This window comes from Rugamonas sp. GW822-FHT03B10, assembly GCF_058801745.1.
The window spans coordinates 135,535-152,217 of sequence record NZ_JBXANP010000006.1 but is presented as its reverse complement, the minus strand read 5'-3'; the positions used below and the strand labels follow the sequence as shown (position 1 = coordinate 152,217).

The window sequence follows — 16,683 nt, the reverse complement described above, 5'->3', positions numbered from 1 at the left end:
TTAAAAAGTCACTGGAGACTCATGAATACCTCCGTCCCTGTCTACACGCAGACGCGGTCGTTCGCGACCATCGCGTTGATCGAACTGTGGGAGCGCTTCGGCTATTACGGCATGCAGGCGCTGATCGTCTACTTCATGGTGCAGCGCCTCGGCTTCGAGGACAGCCGCGCCAACCTGGTGTGGGGCGCGTTCTCGGCCCTGGTGTATGTGTCGCCGGCCATCGGCGGCTGGATCGGCGACAAGGTGCTGGGCACCAAGCGCTGCATGCTGCTGGGCGCGCTGATCCTCAGCGTCGGTTACGGCCTGCTGGCCGTGCCGGGCGAAAACACGTGGCAGATCTTCTCGGCGATGGGCGTGATCGTGGTCGGCAACGGCCTGTTCAAGCCCAACACGGCCAACCTGGTGCGCAAGATCTACGAGGGCGACGATTCCAAGATCGACAGCGCGTTCACCCTGTACTACATGGCCGTCAACGTCGGCTCCACCGTGTCGATGCTGGCCACGCCGTGGGTCAAGGACTACGTCAACGCGCAGTATGGCGAGGGCCTGGGCTGGCACATGGCGTTCGCCGTGTGCAGCGTGGGCCTGGTGGTGGGCCTGTTCACCGTGCTGGCCATGCGCCAGACCCTGAACGCGGTCGGCTCGCGGCCCGACGAATTGCCGCTCGATCTGCGCAAGCTGGCCATGGTGCTGGGCGGCGGCCTGGTGGCCATCGTCTGCGCGGCAATGATCCTGCAATACCAGAGCGTGGCGCGCGCCTTCGTGTACGTGGCCGGCTTCGTGGTGCTGGGCATCTTCGCCCACCTGATCCGCAGCAGCGAGGTCAGCGAGCGGGCCGGCCTGATGGCGGCCCTGATCCTGATGCTGCAGACCGTGTTCTTCTTTATTTTCTACCAACAGATGTCGACCTCGCTGTCGCTGTTCGCGCTGCGCAATGTGGACGGCGATTTCGCGCTGTTCGGCGCCCATTTGTGGACCTGGGCGCCGGCCCAGTTCCAGGCCCTGAACCCGATCTGGATCATGCTGCTCAGCCCCGTGCTGGCCTGGGCCTACGCCAAGGCGGGTAGCCAGGGCAAGGATCTGTCGATCGCCGGCAAGTTCGCGGTCGGCTTCTCGATCGTCGCCATCGGCTTCTTCGTGTACGGCATTGCCGGCCGCTTCGCCGTGGAGGGCAAGACCTCGGCCTGGATCATGATCGCCGGCTACGGCTTCTATTCGCTGGGCGAACTGCTGGTGGGCGGCCTGGGGCTGGCCGCGATGGCGCGCTATGTGCCGGCCCGCATGGGCGGCTTCATGATGGGCGCCTATTTCGTGGCGGTCGGCATCTCCCAGTACATGGGCGGGGTGGTGGCCAACTTCGCCAGCGTGCCCAAGGATGTCGTCGATCCCGTGCTGACGCTGCCGATCTACACCAACCTGTTCACCAAACTGGGCTTCGGCGCCGTCGTTTGCACCGCCATCGCGCTGGCCGCGCTGCCCATGATGCGCCGCCTGACGGCCACCCACCAGTCGCATAGCTGACGGTTGGCCGGCGCTGGCCGGACCCGCGCGCAGCCGCCCGGCGCCATGCCGGCCGGCTGCGTTTTTCATTTCACGACGTGATACCGATCAGTATTTTTTATACCGTGCGCGGGGAGGGCGGCGCATACTGGACGCTCCGACACCGGCCGTCGGCAGCCCTTGCGGCTGGACGGCGACCGGCGATGCTGACGACAACAGGAGGCGGGAAATGACGGTCGCGAAAATCGAGAAGGCGGAATGGCACAGCTATTTCGACCGGGTATCCAAGGAACTGGAAGGCAAGAGTGTGGAGATCGACGTCGAGGCGCTGTCGCTGGGCAGCCAGGTCGAGCAGGAGTGGATACCCCTGCTGGGCCTGACGTACGAGCCGCGCGACGATATCCTGAGCGTGATGGTGGAAGGCTTGAACCACCTGATCCGCTCCCCGCGCACGGTGTTCGTCGATATCGAACTGGGGCAGGTGAGCAGCATGGAGGTGGTGGACGCCGACGACTACCGCCACATCCTCAAGCTCAGCGATCCGTTGCGCCTGACGGCGCCGCACTGACGCCGCCGCCGTCGTCGCCGTCCGCGCCACCATCGCGTCCGCCCGGGTCGCGGAACGGGTTGCGCTCGTTCAGTTCATCGAGGTAGGCGTCGATCCCGCCCCCTTCGCGGGCGAGGAAGCGTTCGATCGCATCGGCGAAACTCGGGTGGGCCAGCCAATGGACCGACCAGGTCTTTTGCGGCAGGAAGCCGCGCGCCATCTTGTGCTCGCCCTGCGCGCCGCCCTCGAAGGTGGCGATGCCCTGCGCGATGCAAAATTCCAGCGGTTGGTAGTAGGCCGTTTCGAAATGCAGGCAGGGGATGTGTTCGAGCGCGCCCCAGTAGCGGCCGTACAGCGTGTCGGCCGTGTGGAACACCAGCGACGACGCCACCGGATGGCCGGCGCGCTCGGCCACCACCAGCATCACGTTATCGGGCATGGTACGTCCCACACGCAGGAAAAAATCGAGGTTCAGATACGGTGACGAGCGGTGCTCGGCGTAGGTGTTGGCGTAGCAGCGGTGGAAGAAGCGCCAGTCGGCCTCGCTGATGTCCGTCCCGCGCAGCTGGCGCAGCGACACGCCGGCCTCGCGCACCTTGCGCCGCTCGGCGCGGATGTTCTTGCGCTTCTTGTGTTCCAGCGTGGCCAGGAACTGCTCGAAATCGCGGTAGCCATCGTTCAGCCAATGGAACTGCACGCCGCTGCGCAGCATGAAACCGGCCTCCTGCAGCTGGCGCGCCTGTTCCCCGGGCGGGAACAGGACGTGGGTGGACGACATGCCGGCGGCCTGCTGCTGGGCGCACAGCAGTTCGACCAGCGCGGCCCGTTCGGCCGGCCCGCGCGCCAGCAGGCGCGGGCCCGTGACGGGCGTGAACGGAATGGCCGACAGCAGCTTGGGATAATATTCGAGCCCGTGGCGCTGGTAGGCGTCGGCCCAGGCCCAGTCGAACACGTATTCGCCGTAGGAGTGCGATTTGACGTACAGCGGCATGGCCGCCGCCAGCGCCGGACCGTCCCACAGCACCAGGTACTGCGGCTGCCAGCCCGTGTCGGCGCAGGCCGAACCCGATTCGTGCAGCGCGTGCAGGAAGGCGTAGGACAGAAAGGGGTTGGCGTCGCCCTGGGCCGCCAGCAAGGCCGTCCATGCCGCTTCGCCCACGTCGGCGAGAGAAGAAATGATCCCCGTGCGATAATTCATTTTTGTTGCCCGCTCATCATGTTTGCTCTGACCAGTGTGGCATTCTACGCAAAATATTCCATCACCGCCGGGCGCCCGCCACGCCGGTGAGAAAGACGCACATGACCAAGAATTTCTTCAACCTGTACAACCACGACTTCGCGCGCGTGGCCGTGGCCGTGCCGCGGTGCCGCGTGGCCGACCCGGCCTATAACGCGGCCCAGACCATCGCCATGGCCACCGAGGCGCACCAGCAGGGCGCGGCCCTGGTGGCCTTCCCCGAACTGGGCTTGTCGGCCTACACCTGCGACGACCTGTTCCACCAGCGCGCGCTGCTCGACGCCTGCGAGGCGGCGCTGGCCTCGGTGGTGGCCGCGTCGGCCGAATTGCCGCTGGCGCTGGTGGTGGGCATGCCGCTGCGCGTGCGGCACCAGTTGTACAACTGCGGCGTGGTGGTCGCCGGCGGCCGCATCCAGGGCGTGGTGCCCAAGAGCTACCTGCCCAACTACGGCGAATTCTACGAGGCGCGCCAGTTCAGCACCGGCGATTACGCGGCCGCCACGGAAGTGACGCTGCTGGGCCAGACGGTGCCGTTCGGCTCCGGCCTGTTGTTCGAGGTGGCCAACCTGCCGCTGCTGAAGTTCCACGTCGAGATCTGCGAGGACGTGTGGGTGCCGGTGCCGCCGTCGTCGTTCGCGGCGCTGGCCGGCGCCTCCGTGCTGGTCAACCTGTCGGCCTCCAATGCGCTGGTGGGCAAGGCCGGCTACCGTCACCAGCTGGTGGCGCAGCAGTCGGCACGCTGCCTGTCCGCTTATCTCTACACCTCGGCCGGCAGCGGCGAATCGACCACCGACATGGCATGGGATGGCCAGGCCCTGATTTCCGAGAACGGCGAACTGCTGGCCGAATCGAAGCGCTTCCAGGATGAGCCGAGCCTGATCTACGCGGACGTGGATCTGGAGCGGCTGTCGCGCGAGCGCATGCGCCAGACCACGTTCGGCCAGTCCGCGCAGCGCCATGCGGAGGAAGTGGCGCGTTTCCGCGTCGTCAGTTTCGAACTGGCGCTGCCGCTGGAACGCCCGCTGCAGCTCAAGCGCTGCGTCGAGCGCTTCCCCTACGTGCCGGCTGACAGCCGCCGCCGCGACGAGCGTTGCAACGAGGTCTACCATATCCAGGTGCAGGCGCTGGCCCAGCGGCTGCAGGCCAGCGGTATCCAGAAAGTGGTGATCGGCATCTCGGGCGGCCTGGATTCCACCCACGCGCTGCTGGTATGCGCGCGCGTGATGGATAAGCTCAAACTGCCGCGCACCAATATCCTGGCCTATACCATGCCCGGTTTCGCCACCAGCGAACGCACGCTGACGCAGGCCCACCGGCTGATGAAGCTGGTGGGCTGCACCTCGGCCGAAATCGACATCCGCCCGAGCTGCGTGCAGATGCTGCAGGACCTGGGGCACCCGTACGCGGCCGGCGAGCAGCAGTACGACATCACGTTCGAGAACGTGCAGGCGGGCGAGCGCACCAACCATTTGTTCCGGCTGGCGAACCACCACCACGCCATCGTGATCGGCACGGGCGATTTGAGCGAGCTGGCGCTGGGCTGGTGCACCTACGGCGTGGGCGACCATATGTCGCACTACAACGTGAACGCCAGCGTGCCCAAGACGCTGATCTCCCACCTGGTGCGCTGGGTGGCCGAGTCGGGCGTGATCGGCCGCAGCGACGCGCAGGTGCTGCTCGATATCCTGAGCACGGAGATCAGTCCCGAACTGGTGCCCGGCACGGCCGACGGCCAGCCGGAGCAGCGCACGGAAAGCACCATCGGCCCGTATGAGCTGCAGGACTTCAACCTGTACTACGTGCTGCGCTACGGTTTCGCGCCGTCCAAGGTGGCCTTCCTGGCGCTGGCGGCCTGGCACGACCGGGAGCAGGGCCGCTGGCCGGACGGCGAGCACGTGGCGCGCAACCAGTACGACCTGGCGGCCATCAAGAAGAACCTGGGCATTTTCCTGGACCGCTTCTTCCGCACCAGCCAGTTCAAGCGCACCTGCGTGCCCAATGCACCAAAGGTGGGCACGGGCGGTTCGCTGTCGCCGCGCGGAGACTGGCGCGCGCCCACCGACGGGCAGAGCGTGGTCTGGATGCAGGATTTGCAACGGATTCCCGTCTGAGGCGGGGCGCGGGGCCGGCGCCGGAACCGAGCGGCGCCTCGGTATCGGCGTGAGCGGGTAGGAGAGCGGCGCCGGGTAGCTTACAATGCGGTCTGGATACCGTGCATTACATCGTCCGATCGCCGCCGTCATGGCCGCCGGCTACCCGCCGCGCGGCACGGCATGGGTTACCAGCCTGCTCAAGATCCGGGACCGCGCCGCCACCGGCGGGCGCCTGTCCATTGACGCACCGGTTTTAAGCAATACGATTTACATTCGAGGAGATGTCATGAAACAGATTACCGCAGTGATCAAACCGTTCAAGCTGGACGAAGTGCGCGAAGCGCTGGCCGAAGTCAACGTCACCGGCCTGACCGTGACGGAAGTGAAGGGCTTCGGTCGCCAGAAGGGCCACACGGAACTGTATCGCGGCGCCGAATACGTGGTCGACTTCCTGCCCAAGGTGAAGGTGGAGGTGGTGGTGGACGACGGCGTGGCCGAGCAGGTGGTGGACGCCATCATCAAGGCCGCCCGCACCGGCAAGATCGGCGACGGCAAGATCTTTGTGCAGAACGTGGAGCAGGTGATCCGCATCCGCACAGGCGAAACGGGCGCCGACGCCGTTTAAGCGAACCACGTCGTTCCCGCCTGCGCGGGAACGACGGCGCGCAAGGTCAGCGGTTGATCCGCATATCGAACTTCCACGTCAGCAGCCGCAATAGCGTGATGAAGGCGGCGCTGAACCACAGCGCGAAGTCGTTCGACACCTGCGTGTACTGTAGCGCGATGTAGAGCCAGGCGCCGGCGAAGGCGCAGATGGCGTACGGTTTCCCGTCGCGGAACACCATCGGCACTTCGTTGCAGACGATGTCGCGCAGCACGCCGCCGAAGATCCCCGTGATCACCCCCATCATGGCCGCGATGAACACCGGCATGTCGGCCGCCTGCGCCTGCGACACGCCGGCCACGGCGAACAGGCCCAGGCCGATGGCGTCGGCCACAACGATGATCCGTTCCGAGACGATCTGGCGGATGGTGCGCACCAGCGGCGTGGCCACCAGGGCCAGCACGAAGATCAGGATCGCGTAACCCTGGTGCGCGACCCAGAACAGGGGCCGCACGTCGAGCAGAATGTCGCGCAGCGTGCCGCCGCCGAAGGCCGTGATGAAGGCCACCGTGAACACGCCCACCAGATCCATGCGCTTGCGGCGCGCCTCCACGAAGCCCGACATCGCCCCCACCAGTATCGCCAGGATTTCAATGACGGTGATGAGGGAGACATGCGGGATGTGCTTCATGTTCTTTTTATGTGAGATAGGGGGCGATAGGGCCTGACCCTTTGGGGCAGGCCCTGGTCTTTTCCTTGCTGTTCGTTTGGCTGCGTCTCCGGCACGCAAAAACCAGGGTCAGACCCAAGGGTCAGACCCTAATCCGCTCAGACCCAAGGGGCAGACCCTCGGGGCGCGTCAGCGCGGCGTTTGCAGGGCGGCGCGCAGCAGCACCATGAGCGCGCCTTCGCCGCCGTCCAGCGGGCGGGCGGCGCAGAAGGCGATCACTTCCTCCTTCTGTTCCAGCCAGCTGTGCACCATGGAGCGTAGCACGGGTTCGCCGTTGACCGAGCCGTAGCCCTTGCCGTAGATGACGGCCACGCAGCGCGCGTTGCGCCGCTTGGCCTGCTGCAGGAAGGCGCCGATCGCGTCGCGCGCGGCGTCGCGCCGCATGCCGTGCAGGTCCCGCTCATCCTGCACCGGCCAGTGGCCCTTGCGCAGCTTGCGCATCACGTCCTGGCCCACGCCGTTGCGCAGGAAGCTGACGGTCGGTTCCGTCTCCAGCAGGTGCTCGACGTCGAACTGGTCCGACATCATTTCGCGCAGCACGGCCGCGTCATCCTCGTCCTGGGTGCGGGGGCGGGCGGGCGTGGCCGGCGTGAAGCCGGCCGCCCTGGGCGCGCCCGGCGCCAGCCGGTTCTGCTCCGGCAGGCGCTTGACGCCGCCCACGCTGGCGTGGAACAGGTTCGCTTCCACCGCCTGCACCTTGGCCTGTTTGGCCGCTTCGACCTTGGCCACGGCGCGCGCCTCGGCCTGTTCCTTGAGCTGCTTGCCCAGGGACTTGAGGTCGGCGAAGTCCTTCAGCGCCATGGCCGCTTATTCCTGGCTTTCCAGGTAGCGCTGGGCGTCCAGCGCGGCCATGCAGCCGGTGCCGGCGCTGGTGATGGCCTGGCGGTAGACATGGTCCTGCACGTCGCCGGCCGCGAACACGCCGGGGATGTTGGTGGCCGTGGCCATGCCCTCGGTGCCGGTGCGGGTCTTGATGTAGCCGTTGTGCATCTCCAGCTGGCCTTCGAAGATGTCCGTGTTCGGCTTGTGGCCGATGGCCACGAACAGGCCGTGCACGGCGATGTCGGTGATGGCGCCGTCGGCGGTGGAGGCGATCTTCACGCCCGTCACGCCGCTGTCGTCGCCCACCACTTCATGCAGGGTGTGGTTGTACTTGATGACGATCTTGCCTTCGGCGACCTTGGCGTTCAGGCGGTCGACCAGGATGGGCTCGGCGCGGAACTTGTCGCGGCGGTGGATCAGGGTGACCTTGTTGGCGATGTTGGACAGGTACAGCGCCTCCTCGACGGCCGTGTTGCCGCCGCCGACCACGGCCACTTCCTGGTTGCGGTAGAAGAAGCCATCGCAGGTGGCGCAGGCCGACACGCCCTTGCCCATGAACGCCTGCTCGGACGGCAGGCCCAGGTATTGGGCCGAGGCGCCGGTGGCGATGATCAGCGAGTCGCAGGTGTATTCATGGCTGTCGCCGATCAGGCGCAGTGGCTTTTCATTCAGTTTGACGGTGTGGATGTGGTCGAACACCATCTCCGTGTTGAAGCGCTCGGCGTGCTGCAGGAAACGCTGCATCAGGTCCGGGCCTTGCACACCCATGGGGTCCGCCGGCCAGTTCTCCACGTCGGTGGTGGTCATCAGCTGGCCGCCCTGTTCGACGCCCGTCACCAGCATCGGATTCAGGTTGGCGCGCGCGGCGTAGATGGCGGCGCTGTAGCCGGCTGGGCCGGAACCGAGGATCAAGACGCGGGCGTGTTTTGGAGTGGTCATGGGATGGCTTCTTATTCAGAGGTTGGACGAAGGATAACGTATCCGAATTGGGGGCTAATTCCGGTTCGGCAAGAGCGGCGAGGGTGCGCCAGCTATTGCACACGGTTAAGCAATGCAGGATTATAGTCCAAGCGGCGATTCGGCACGAATCAGGGGGCCGGGCACGCCCCGTATGCCGTAGAATAGATGGGATGACTGTTTCATGGTCGATAATATTGCAATAATTCTTGGCCGGCGGCGGCGCCGGCAGCAGCACGAGTCCCAGAGCGTATGACGAAATCCAGCCCATCGACACCCTCCAGCTACACCCGCACTGTGACTGAACGCCAACCTTTGCCCAACCGGCTGGTGCGCCTGTTGTCGGAGGCGCGCTGGCTCGCGCTGGCGGCGCTGGCCGTCTATTTCGTGCTCATTCTGATCAGTTATTCCAAGGGCGACCCGGGCTGGTCGCACGCCAGTGTGGTGCCGCGGGTACACAATCTGGGCGGCCGGGCCGGCGCCTGGCTGGCCGACCTGCTGCTGTTCATCTTCGGTTTTTCCGCCTGGTGGCTGTGCCTGTGCCTGCTGCGCCTCGTGTGGAAGGGCTACACGGGGCTGACCCAGCAGTTTGTGTTGTCGAAGACGCCCGAGCCCGAACACCAGCACGAGTACATCATCCGCATCGCCGGCTTTGTGCTGCTGTTCCTCGGCAGCGTGGGGCTGGAATATTTGCGCATGTGGTCGCTCAAGGTGCAGTTGCCGCGCGCGCCCGGGGGCGTGCTGGGGCAGCTGATCGGCCATTCGGCCCACGTGGCGCTGGGCTTCACCGGCGCCACCTTGCTGCTGTTGCTGCTGTTCGGTTTGGGTTTCAGCCTGTTCTTCCAGGTGTCGTGGCTGGCCGTGGCCGAGCGCATCGGCGGCGGCATCGAGACGGCCATCGAGTGGTTCATCCAGCGCTACCAGTACCGCGAGGATCGCCGCCAGGGCGAGGTGGCGGCCGTCAAGCGCGACGAAGTGGTGGTCAGCGAGCGCGCCAAGCATGTGGAGAAACACGTGGCCGCGCCGCCCGTCAAGATCGAGCCGCAGGTGGTCACGGTGGTCAAGTCCGAGCGCGTGGAGAAGGAGAAGCAGGCCAGCCTGTTCCAGGATCTGGCCGATGGCAGCCACCTGCCGCCGCTCTCCTTGCTGGACGAACCGCCGCCGGTGCAGGAAACCGTGGCCGTGGAGACGCTGGAGTTCACCAGCCGCCTGATCGAGAAGAAGTTGTCCGACTTCGGCGTGGAAGCCAAGGTGGTGGCGGCCTATCCGGGCCCCGTCGTCACGCGCTACGAGATCGAACCGGCCACCGGCGTCAAGGGCAGCCAGATCGTCGGCCTGGCGCGCGACCTGGCCCGTTCGCTGTCGCTGACCTCGATCCGCGTGGTGGAAACCATCCCCGGCAAGAATTACATGGCGCTGGAGCTGCCCAATCCTAAGCGCCAGATCGTGCGCCTGAGCGAAATCGTCGGCTCCAAGGTCTACAACGACAACCCTTCCAGCCTGACCGTGGCGCTGGGCAAGGACATCGCCGGCAAGGCCGTGGTGGCCGACCTGGCCAAGATGCCGCACTTGCTGGTGGCTGGTACCACCGGCTCCGGTAAGTCGGTCGGCATCAACGCCACCATCCTGTCGCTGCTGTACAAGTCCGATCCGCTCGACGTGCGCATGATCCTGATCGATCCGAAGATGCTGGAGATGTCGGTTTACGAAGGCATCCCGCACCTGCTGGCGCCCGTGGTGACGGACATGCGCCAGGCCGGCCACGCGCTCAACTGGGCGGTGAACGAGATGGAGCGCCGCTACAAGCTGATGTCCAAGTTGGGCGTGCGTAACCTGGCCGGCTACAACGCCAAGATCGAGGAAGCGAGCAAGCGCGAGGAGCACATCCCGAATCCGTTCAGCCTGACGCCGGACTCGCCGGAGCCGCTGGAAAAACTGCCCACCATCGTCATCATCATCGACGAGCTGGCCGACCTGATGATGGTGGTCGGCAAGAAGGTGGAGGAACTGATCGCCCGTATCGCGCAGAAGGCGCGCGCGGCCGGCCTGCACTTGATTCTGGCCACGCAGCGTCCATCTGTGGACGTGATCACGGGCCTGATCAAGGCCAACATCCCGACCCGGATCGCGTTTCAGGTGTCGTCCAAGATCGACTCGCGCACCATTCTCGACCAGATGGGCGCGGAAACCCTGCTGGGCATGGGCGACATGTTGTACATGCCACCGGGCACCGGCTTGCCGGTGCGCGTGCACGGCGCGTTCGTGTCCGACGAGGAGGTGCACCGCGTCGTCAAGCACTTGAAGACCACCGGCGAACCCGATTACATCGAGGGCATCCTGGAGGGCGGCACGCTGGAAGGCGAGGGGGGCGCGGACGGCGCGGCGCCCGGCGAGGGCGGCGGCGAGGCCGATCCGATGTACGATCAGGCCGTGCAGGTGGTGCTCAAGAACCGCCGCGCGTCCATTTCGCTGGTGCAGCGTCATCTGCGCATCGGCTACAATCGCGCGGCGCGCTTGCTGGAACAGATGGAGCAGAGCGGCGTGGTGTCGCCGATGCAGTCGAACGGCAACCGCGACATTCTGGCGCCCACCGCCAGCGCGGAATAAACAGCATAAACAGGATAAACAGTATGAAACATCGCAATACCTTGGCCAAGACCGTGGCCGCCCTGGTCAGCGGCCTGCTGCTGGCGGGCGCGGCCCACGCGAGCGCGCTGGAACAGTTCAAGAGCTTCGTGGCCGGCACCAAGTCGGCCAAGGGCGAATTCACGCAGCATCAGGTCAAGAGGCTGGAAAGCGGCGGCACCAAGACGTCCAACTCGTCCACCGGCACCTTCGTGTTCGCCCGTCCGGGCAAATTCATCTGGACGTACGCGAAACCGTACGAGCAGGTGTTGCAGGCCGATGGCGAGCAGCTCTACATTTTCGACAAGGACTTGAACCAGGTCACGGTCAAGAAGCTGGGCAACGCGCTCGGTTCCTCGCCGGCCGCCATCCTGTTCGGCAGCAACGACCTGGAAAAGAATTTCACCCTGTCGGAAGCGGGGACCAAGGATGGCGTGGAATGGCTGAAGGCCGTGCCCAAGGCCAAGGACACCAGCTTCGAGGAAATCACCATCGGCCTGCGCAACGGCTTGCCCGAAGCGATGGAGCTGAAGGACACGTTCGGCCAGACCTCGGTGCTGGCGTTCAGGAAAATCGAACGTAATCCGCCGTTAAATGCGACGAGCTTTAAGTTCGTCATGCCCAAGGGCGCGGACGTCTTCAATAATTAAGCCTGGACAGCACGGTAGCATGCGCCGCAGCTTGTGCTTGCGGCGCTTTTTCTTTTGATACGGCAAACGAGCATGGCAGACCTTTTCTCCAATGAACCGCGCCAGCCGCTGGCGGAAGCGCTGCGGCCCAAGACCCTGGACGAAGTGATCGGCCAAAGCCATTTGCTGGGGCCGGGCAAGCCGCTGCGCCTCGCGTTCGAATCGGGCCAGCCCCATTCGATGATCCTGTGGGGCCCGCCCGGCGTGGGCAAGACCACGCTGGCGCGGCTGACGGCCAACTCCTTCGATTGCCAGTTCATCGCGCTGTCGGCCGTGTTCTCGGGCGTGAAGGATATCCGCGCCGCCATGGAGCAGGCCGAGCAGCATCTGGCCATGGGCAAGCACACCATCCTGTTCGTTGACGAGATCCACCGCTTCAACAAGTCGCAGCAGGATGCGCTGCTGCCGTACGCGGAATCGGGCCTGGTGACGCTGATCGGCGCCACCACGGAAAACCCCTCGTTCGAAGTCAACTCGGCATTGCTGTCGCGCTCGCAAGTGTATGTGCTGCAATCGCTGAACGAGGACGAGCTCAAGCAGCTGGTGGCCAAGGCGCGCGAGAAGGTGCTGTCCCACCTGCAGATCGAGGACGCCGCCATCGACACCCTGGTCGGCTACGCGGACGGCGATGCGCGCCGCCTGCTCAACCTGCTGGAGCAGACCAGCACGGCCGCCAACGCGGCCCGCACCAACGTCGTCACACCCGAATTCATCCAGAACGCGCTGACCTTGAACGCGCGCCGTTTCGACAAGGGCGGCGACAATTTCTACGACCAGATTTCGGCCCTGCACAAATCCGTGCGCGGCTCCAATCCGGACGCGGCCCTGTACTGGCTGTGCCGCATGCTCGACGGCGGCGCCGACGCCAAATACCTGTCGCGCCGCATCGTGCGCATGGCGTGGGAGGACATCGGCCTGGCCGATCCGCGCGCGATCCAGTTGGCCAACGACGCCGCCGCCACCTTCGAGCGGCTCGGCTCGCCGGAAGGGGAGCTGGCGCTGGGGCAGGCCGTGATCTATCTGGCCATCGCGGCCAAGAGCAACGCCGGCTACATGGCGTTCAACCAGGCCATGGCGTTCGTGAAAAAGGACAAGTCGCGCGAGGTGCCCGTGCATCTGCGCAACGCGCCGACCAAGCTGATGAAGGAACTGGGCTACGGTCACGAATACCGCTACGCGCACGACGAGCCGCATGCGTATGCGGCCGGCGAAACCTATTTCCCCGATGGGATAGGGGAGCCGGGCTGGTATCAGCCCGTGCCGCGCGGGCTGGAAAGCAAGATCGCCGACAAGATGGCGTTCCTGCGCAAGCTCGATGAGGACGCCGGCAAGCAGTGAGGCAGTACGGACGCTGGTTGGCGCCCCTCGCATCACGTACCTTGGTGTGCCCCACGCACCCCCGCGTTCTTCCGCGCGCCTCGCGCATCCGCGCGTGCTTGCGCGTGCTTGCGCGTGCCCGCGCACGCGAACGAATTCCGCCCCGGCGCGGCGATGCGCGGGGGCGGAGGATGTGTCCCGGCGAACAGGTCCGCCGGGCGATAGGCCCGATCAGCGGCCGAACTGCGTGAAGCCTTTCTGGCCCGGCTTGCGGTTGGGCGCGAAGCCGTTTTTGGCCAACGCCTCGTCCGCCGTTTCGTAGAAGGTGCCGATCTTGTAGATCTCGCGCGCCTCCTTGCCGTTGGCCACGTCGCGGCCGAACTCGCGCGAGATGCGCACCAGCTGTTCGATCTGCTCCACGGTCGACATCTTGCGCGAGCGGTCCTGGGTCCACAGGTTGTCCTCGATGCCGCAGCGCACGTGCAAGCCCATGGCGATGGCCATCATGTTGAGCGGCAGGGTGTTGAGCATGGAGCTTTCCAGCGTCAGCACCGAGCCGTCCGGGCAGGCGCGCACGAAGTTGGCCAGGTTGTAGAGGTTGGGCGCTTCGAAGCCGCCGCCGATGGCCACCCACGTCAGGATCAGCGGCACGTTGCACACGCCGCGCCGCATCATGCGTTCCACCGTTTCCAGTTGGGCGATGTTGGCCAGCTGGAAGTGGGTCTGGATGCCGCGCGCCGACAGGCGGCGGATGTGTTCCTCCACCCATTCCGGGCCGGCCGGGATCGTCATTTCGCGGTAGGCGAAGTAGCCGGGCGTGCCCACGGCCAGCGAGGTGCCTTGCACGTCGGCCGCGCACATCTGCTCCACCACGTTCATCTGGTTGCTGTTGATGGCGATCGTCACCTGGTCCGGCTTGGGCTCGATCATGGCCAGGCCGTGGCGGGTGTCGTCCGACAGCCACTTGGCCGTTGCGCCTTCCTCGGTGGGGGCGAACGAGATCGAGCCGCCCACCTGCAAAATCATGTCCGGGCAGCGCGCGCGGATGCCGGCCACCAGTTCGTTGGTGCGCTCCAGGCGCTTGGAGCCGCTGCCGTCGTCCTCGCGGCCATGCACGTGCAGCACGGTGGCGCCGGCGTTGTAGCAGTCCACGGCTTTCTGGATCTGCTGTTCCAGCGTGACGGGGATGTCCTCGGGGAAGTCGGACGGTTGCCATTCGGGGCCGAACGGGGCGGCCGTGATGACGAGTTTTTGCTGGTTTTCCGGGAACAGCGAGCCATCGAGGAAATTCATTTTTTGCTCCTTGGTCTGAGATGCGGGGTGGTTTTCTGGGATGGCCCAGGCTTAGAACGGTTTGTCGCCGATGATGGCGGCGCGCTCCATCTTGCGATGGCAGGGCGGGTAATCCATGACGGCGTAATGCTGGGTGCTGCGGTTGTCCCAGATGGCCATGCTGTACGGCTTCCAGCGCCAGCGCACCTGATACTCGGGCACGTAGGCCTGGCTGATCAGGTATTGCAGCAGGTCGCTGCCGCCCTTGTTGTAGTCCTGGCCGTAGCGCACGTGCTGCTTGTTGTGGAAGTTGACGAAATGGGTGGCGAAGGCGTTCACGAACAGGATCTTCTCGCCCGTTTCAGGGTGGGTGCGCACGACCGGGTGTTCGGCGTCCGGATACTGTTCCTTCATCTTCAGGCGCTGTTCGAGCGGCATGGCGGCGGCGAACGAGCCGTTGAAGCTGTGGTTGGCGATCAGCCCTTCGATGTCCTGTTTGACGTGGGCCGGCAGCTTGTCATAGGCCAGCACCATGTTGGCCCACATGGTGTCGCCACCGACGGCGGGCGACTCGATGCAGCGCAGCACGCAGCCCAGCGCCGGCGTCGCGCGCCAGGTGCCGTCGCTGTGCCAGCTGTTTTCGTAGCGGTCCATCGGCGTGTCCGGCGTCTTGTAGATCTGCACCAGGCCCGGCGCTTCCGGATGGCTGGGCGCCATCGGGTGGGTTTCCAGCTGGCCCAGGCGCTGGGCGAACGCCATGTGGTCGTGGCGTGACAGCTTGTCCAGCGTCTGGTCGCGCAAGAACAGCACCTTGTATTTGAGTAGGGCGTCGTAAATGGCGTTGAACAGGCCGTCGTCGCGGACCGCGTCGCCCAGATTCACGTCCAGCAACTCGGCGCCGATGGCGCAGGTCATTTGTTCGATTTTCATCTTGTCTCCGTCGTGTTGTCGTCTTGGTGGATCGCCGCAAATGTGTTGCGGTTGAGAGCAAGTATAGGGAGGCGGCCCGTCAAAGTTTCTCTTTATGCGCCAATGTTTTCTCATTTTGCGCCAACCCCGCTATACTGAAATCAGGAATTGATTTCGCGCACAAAAGCACAGTGGTGTCAGCGGGAGGAGGGTCTGACCCCTCGGGTCAAAAGCACAGTGGTGTCAGCGGGAGGAGGGTCTGACCCCTCGGGTCAGACCCTGGTTTAAAAGGAGCCAAATGGAAACATTAATTCGGGCCAGTACGCTGACCGGCTACCTGGAAGTGGCCAGCCGCCACAAGCTCAACGCGCTGGCGCTGCTGGGCGAAGTGGGCATCGCGGCGGCGCAGGTGGGCGATCAGGAACAGCGCGTGCCGCTGGAGGCCGTGTGCCGCTTGCTCGAACTGTCGGCCCAGCGCTCGGCCTGCGCCACGTTCGGGCTGGAGATGGCGGCGCTGCGCCAGCGGCGCGACGTGGGCCCCATCGGCCTGTTGATGTCGCACGCGCGCACCTTACGCGAATCGCTGTTGACGGCCGAGCGCTACCACCACCTGCTCAACGACGCGCTGGCCATCCACATCGAAACCGTGGACGACACGGTGCTGATCCGCGAGGAAATCATCGCCGGCGCCGAGGTGCAGACGCGGCAGGCGACGGAGCTGGCCGTGGGCGTGCTGTCGCGCATCTGCCGCGTGCTGCTGGGGGAGGGATGGCGCCCCAAGAGCGTCAACTTCACGCACGCGGGGCCGGCCGATGCCAGCTTCCACCGGCGCTATTTCGGCTGCAACGTCCATTTCGGGCGCGAGTTCAACGGCATCGTGTGCGTGGCGGCCGACCTGGACGCGCCCAACCCGGCCGCCGATCCGGCCCTGGTGCGCTACGCGGAAAGCCTGGCCGCGCCGCTCAACGCGGCCGACCATGAATCGATCGTGTTCGAAGTGCGGCGCGCGATCTACCTGCTGCTGCCGTTGAACGAGGCGACCGTCGATGGGGTGGCCGTCAAGCTGCGGCTGAGCGGGCGTAGCCTGCAGCGCCATTTGCGCGAGCATGGCACCGAGTTCATCGACCTGCTGTCGGACGTGCGGCATGAGCTGGCCGTGCGCTACCTGGGCAATGCGCGTTTCCCCATCGGGCGCATCGCCGCGCTGCTCGGCTATACGCGGCAGGCGTCATTCACGCGCTGGTTCATCGCCCGCTTCGGCAAGCCGCCCAGCGTGTGGCGCGCGGAGCGGTTCCATCCGAACGCGCCGCCCATCGCTTAGCTGGCTTGGTTGGCATCGGCGTCGGCCCGTGCATGCGCGCTATGGTCACGGTCTGGTTCA

The 16,683-nt window shown here is 65.5% G+C and carries 14 protein-coding genes; 8 read left to right on the top strand and 6 right to left on the bottom strand.

Features of this window, described 5'->3' with window-relative positions:
• The first annotated feature begins 21 nt into the window (after window positions 1–21).
• Window positions 22–1,521, top strand: coding sequence for a peptide MFS transporter (locus tag AC1RQG_RS12205; RefSeq protein WP_493131624.1), 1,500 nt, complete (start codon window positions 22–24; stop codon window positions 1,519–1,521).
• Between the two features lie 208 nt (window positions 1,522–1,729).
• Window positions 1,730–2,068: a DUF5335 family protein gene (locus tag AC1RQG_RS12200; protein ID WP_493131622.1), complete on the top strand. Its 339-nt coding sequence runs from the start codon at window positions 1,730–1,732 to the stop codon at window positions 2,066–2,068.
• Here AC1RQG_RS12200 and AC1RQG_RS12195 read toward each other — a convergent pair.
• On the bottom strand, window positions 2,034–3,245 hold the full coding sequence (locus AC1RQG_RS12195; protein ID WP_493131620.1) for a GNAT family N-acetyltransferase: 1,212 nt from the start codon (window positions 3,243–3,245) through the stop codon (window positions 2,034–2,036). The genes AC1RQG_RS12200 and AC1RQG_RS12195 overlap by 35 nt on opposite strands.
• 101 nt (window positions 3,246–3,346) lie before the next feature.
• Between AC1RQG_RS12195 and AC1RQG_RS12190 the strand changes: the two genes are divergently transcribed.
• The gene (locus tag AC1RQG_RS12190) at window positions 3,347–5,395 is read left to right on the top strand and encodes an NAD(+) synthase (RefSeq protein WP_493131618.1); all 2,049 of its coding nucleotides are present in this window, start codon (window positions 3,347–3,349) and stop codon (window positions 5,393–5,395) included.
• Between the two features lie 268 nt (window positions 5,396–5,663).
• Window positions 5,664–6,002 carry a P-II family nitrogen regulator gene (locus AC1RQG_RS12185; protein WP_008447011.1) on the top strand — a complete coding sequence of 113 codons (339 nt, stop codon included), beginning with the start codon at window positions 5,664–5,666 and terminating at the stop codon, window positions 6,000–6,002.
• 46 nt (window positions 6,003–6,048) lie between these two features.
• Here the strand turns inward: AC1RQG_RS12185 and AC1RQG_RS12180 are convergent, their stop codons facing one another.
• From AC1RQG_RS12180 to trxB, 3 genes are all read right to left on the bottom strand, one after another.
• Window positions 6,049–6,672 (bottom strand): trimeric intracellular cation channel family protein, encoded by a 624-nt coding sequence (locus AC1RQG_RS12180; protein ID WP_493131615.1) that lies wholly within the window; start codon window positions 6,670–6,672, stop codon window positions 6,049–6,051.
• A gap of 168 nt (window positions 6,673–6,840) precedes the next feature.
• On the bottom strand, window positions 6,841–7,512 hold the full coding sequence (locus AC1RQG_RS12175) for a Smr/MutS family protein (protein ID WP_493131613.1): 672 nt from the start codon (window positions 7,510–7,512) through the stop codon (window positions 6,841–6,843).
• A 6-nt stretch (window positions 7,513–7,518) separates the two neighbouring features.
• The gene (trxB, locus tag AC1RQG_RS12170) at window positions 7,519–8,472 is read right to left on the bottom strand and encodes a thioredoxin-disulfide reductase (RefSeq protein ID WP_493131611.1); all 954 of its coding nucleotides are present in this window, start codon (window positions 8,470–8,472) and stop codon (window positions 7,519–7,521) included.
• Window positions 8,473–8,742: 270 nt separating this feature from the next.
• Here trxB and AC1RQG_RS12165 point away from each other — a divergent pair, with 270 nt between their 5' ends.
• The 3 genes from AC1RQG_RS12165 to AC1RQG_RS12155 all read left to right on the top strand — a co-directional run bounded on the left by AC1RQG_RS12165 (window position 8,743) and on the right by AC1RQG_RS12155 (window position 13,142).
• Window positions 8,743–11,097, top strand: coding sequence for a DNA translocase FtsK (locus AC1RQG_RS12165; RefSeq protein ID WP_493131609.1), 2,355 nt, complete (start codon window positions 8,743–8,745; stop codon window positions 11,095–11,097).
• Between the two features lie 23 nt (window positions 11,098–11,120).
• Window positions 11,121–11,765 (top strand): outer membrane lipoprotein chaperone LolA, encoded by a 645-nt coding sequence (gene lolA / locus AC1RQG_RS12160; RefSeq protein ID WP_493131607.1) that lies wholly within the window; start codon window positions 11,121–11,123, stop codon window positions 11,763–11,765.
• 72 nt (window positions 11,766–11,837) lie between these two features.
• Window positions 11,838–13,142 (top strand): replication-associated recombination protein A, encoded by a 1,305-nt coding sequence (locus tag AC1RQG_RS12155; protein ID WP_493131605.1) that lies wholly within the window; start codon window positions 11,838–11,840, stop codon window positions 13,140–13,142.
• 210 nt (window positions 13,143–13,352) lie between these two features.
• On the opposite strand, the gene AC1RQG_RS12150 is transcribed toward AC1RQG_RS12155, so the two are convergent.
• Together AC1RQG_RS12150 and AC1RQG_RS12145 are read right to left on the bottom strand one after the other, a co-directional pair.
• A complete protein-coding gene (locus tag AC1RQG_RS12150; RefSeq protein WP_493131603.1) occupies window positions 13,353–14,414 on the bottom strand; it encodes a beta-keto acid cleavage family enzyme in 1,062 nt (353 codons plus the stop codon).
• A gap of 51 nt (window positions 14,415–14,465) precedes the next feature.
• Complete coding sequence (locus AC1RQG_RS12145) at window positions 14,466–15,323, bottom strand: TauD/TfdA dioxygenase family protein (RefSeq protein WP_493131601.1); 858 nt, start codon at window positions 15,321–15,323, stop codon at window positions 14,466–14,468.
• 277 nt (window positions 15,324–15,600) lie between these two features.
• Here AC1RQG_RS12145 and AC1RQG_RS12140 point away from each other — a divergent pair, with 277 nt between their 5' ends.
• Entirely contained in the window at window positions 15,601–16,623 is a 1,023-nt protein-coding gene (locus AC1RQG_RS12140) for an AraC family transcriptional regulator (protein WP_493131599.1), read from the top strand.
• Window positions 16,624–16,683: the final 60 nt, after the last annotated feature.

Excerpts from the sequence above, each read along its gene's own strand:
- AC1RQG_RS12150 (WP_493131603.1), bottom strand. The coding sequence starts at position 14,414 with ATGAATTTCCTCGATGGCTCGCTGTTCCCGGAAAACCAGCAAAAACTC.
- trxB (WP_493131611.1), bottom strand. The coding sequence starts at position 8,472 with ATGACCACTCCAAAACACGCCCGCGTCTTGATCCTCGGTTCCGGCCCA.
- AC1RQG_RS12165 (WP_493131609.1), top strand. The coding sequence starts at position 8,743 with ATGACGAAATCCAGCCCATCGACACCCTCCAGCTACACCCGCACTGTG.
- AC1RQG_RS12175 (WP_493131613.1), bottom strand. The coding sequence starts at position 7,512 with ATGGCGCTGAAGGACTTCGCCGACCTCAAGTCCCTGGGCAAGCAGCTC.
- AC1RQG_RS12200 (WP_493131622.1), top strand. The coding sequence starts at position 1,730 with ATGACGGTCGCGAAAATCGAGAAGGCGGAATGGCACAGCTATTTCGAC.
- AC1RQG_RS12180 (WP_493131615.1), bottom strand. The coding sequence starts at position 6,672 with ATGAAGCACATCCCGCATGTCTCCCTCATCACCGTCATTGAAATCCTG.
- AC1RQG_RS12140 (WP_493131599.1), top strand. The coding sequence starts at position 15,601 with ATGGAAACATTAATTCGGGCCAGTACGCTGACCGGCTACCTGGAAGTG.
- AC1RQG_RS12145 (WP_493131601.1), bottom strand. The coding sequence starts at position 15,323 with ATGAAAATCGAACAAATGACCTGCGCCATCGGCGCCGAGTTGCTGGAC.
- AC1RQG_RS12155 (WP_493131605.1), top strand. The coding sequence starts at position 11,838 with ATGGCAGACCTTTTCTCCAATGAACCGCGCCAGCCGCTGGCGGAAGCG.
- AC1RQG_RS12195 (WP_493131620.1), bottom strand. The coding sequence starts at position 3,245 with ATGAATTATCGCACGGGGATCATTTCTTCTCTCGCCGACGTGGGCGAA.
- AC1RQG_RS12185 (WP_008447011.1), top strand. The coding sequence starts at position 5,664 with ATGAAACAGATTACCGCAGTGATCAAACCGTTCAAGCTGGACGAAGTG.
- AC1RQG_RS12205 (WP_493131624.1), top strand. The coding sequence starts at position 22 with ATGAATACCTCCGTCCCTGTCTACACGCAGACGCGGTCGTTCGCGACC.
- lolA (WP_493131607.1), top strand. The coding sequence starts at position 11,121 with ATGAAACATCGCAATACCTTGGCCAAGACCGTGGCCGCCCTGGTCAGC.
- AC1RQG_RS12190 (WP_493131618.1), top strand. The coding sequence starts at position 3,347 with ATGACCAAGAATTTCTTCAACCTGTACAACCACGACTTCGCGCGCGTG.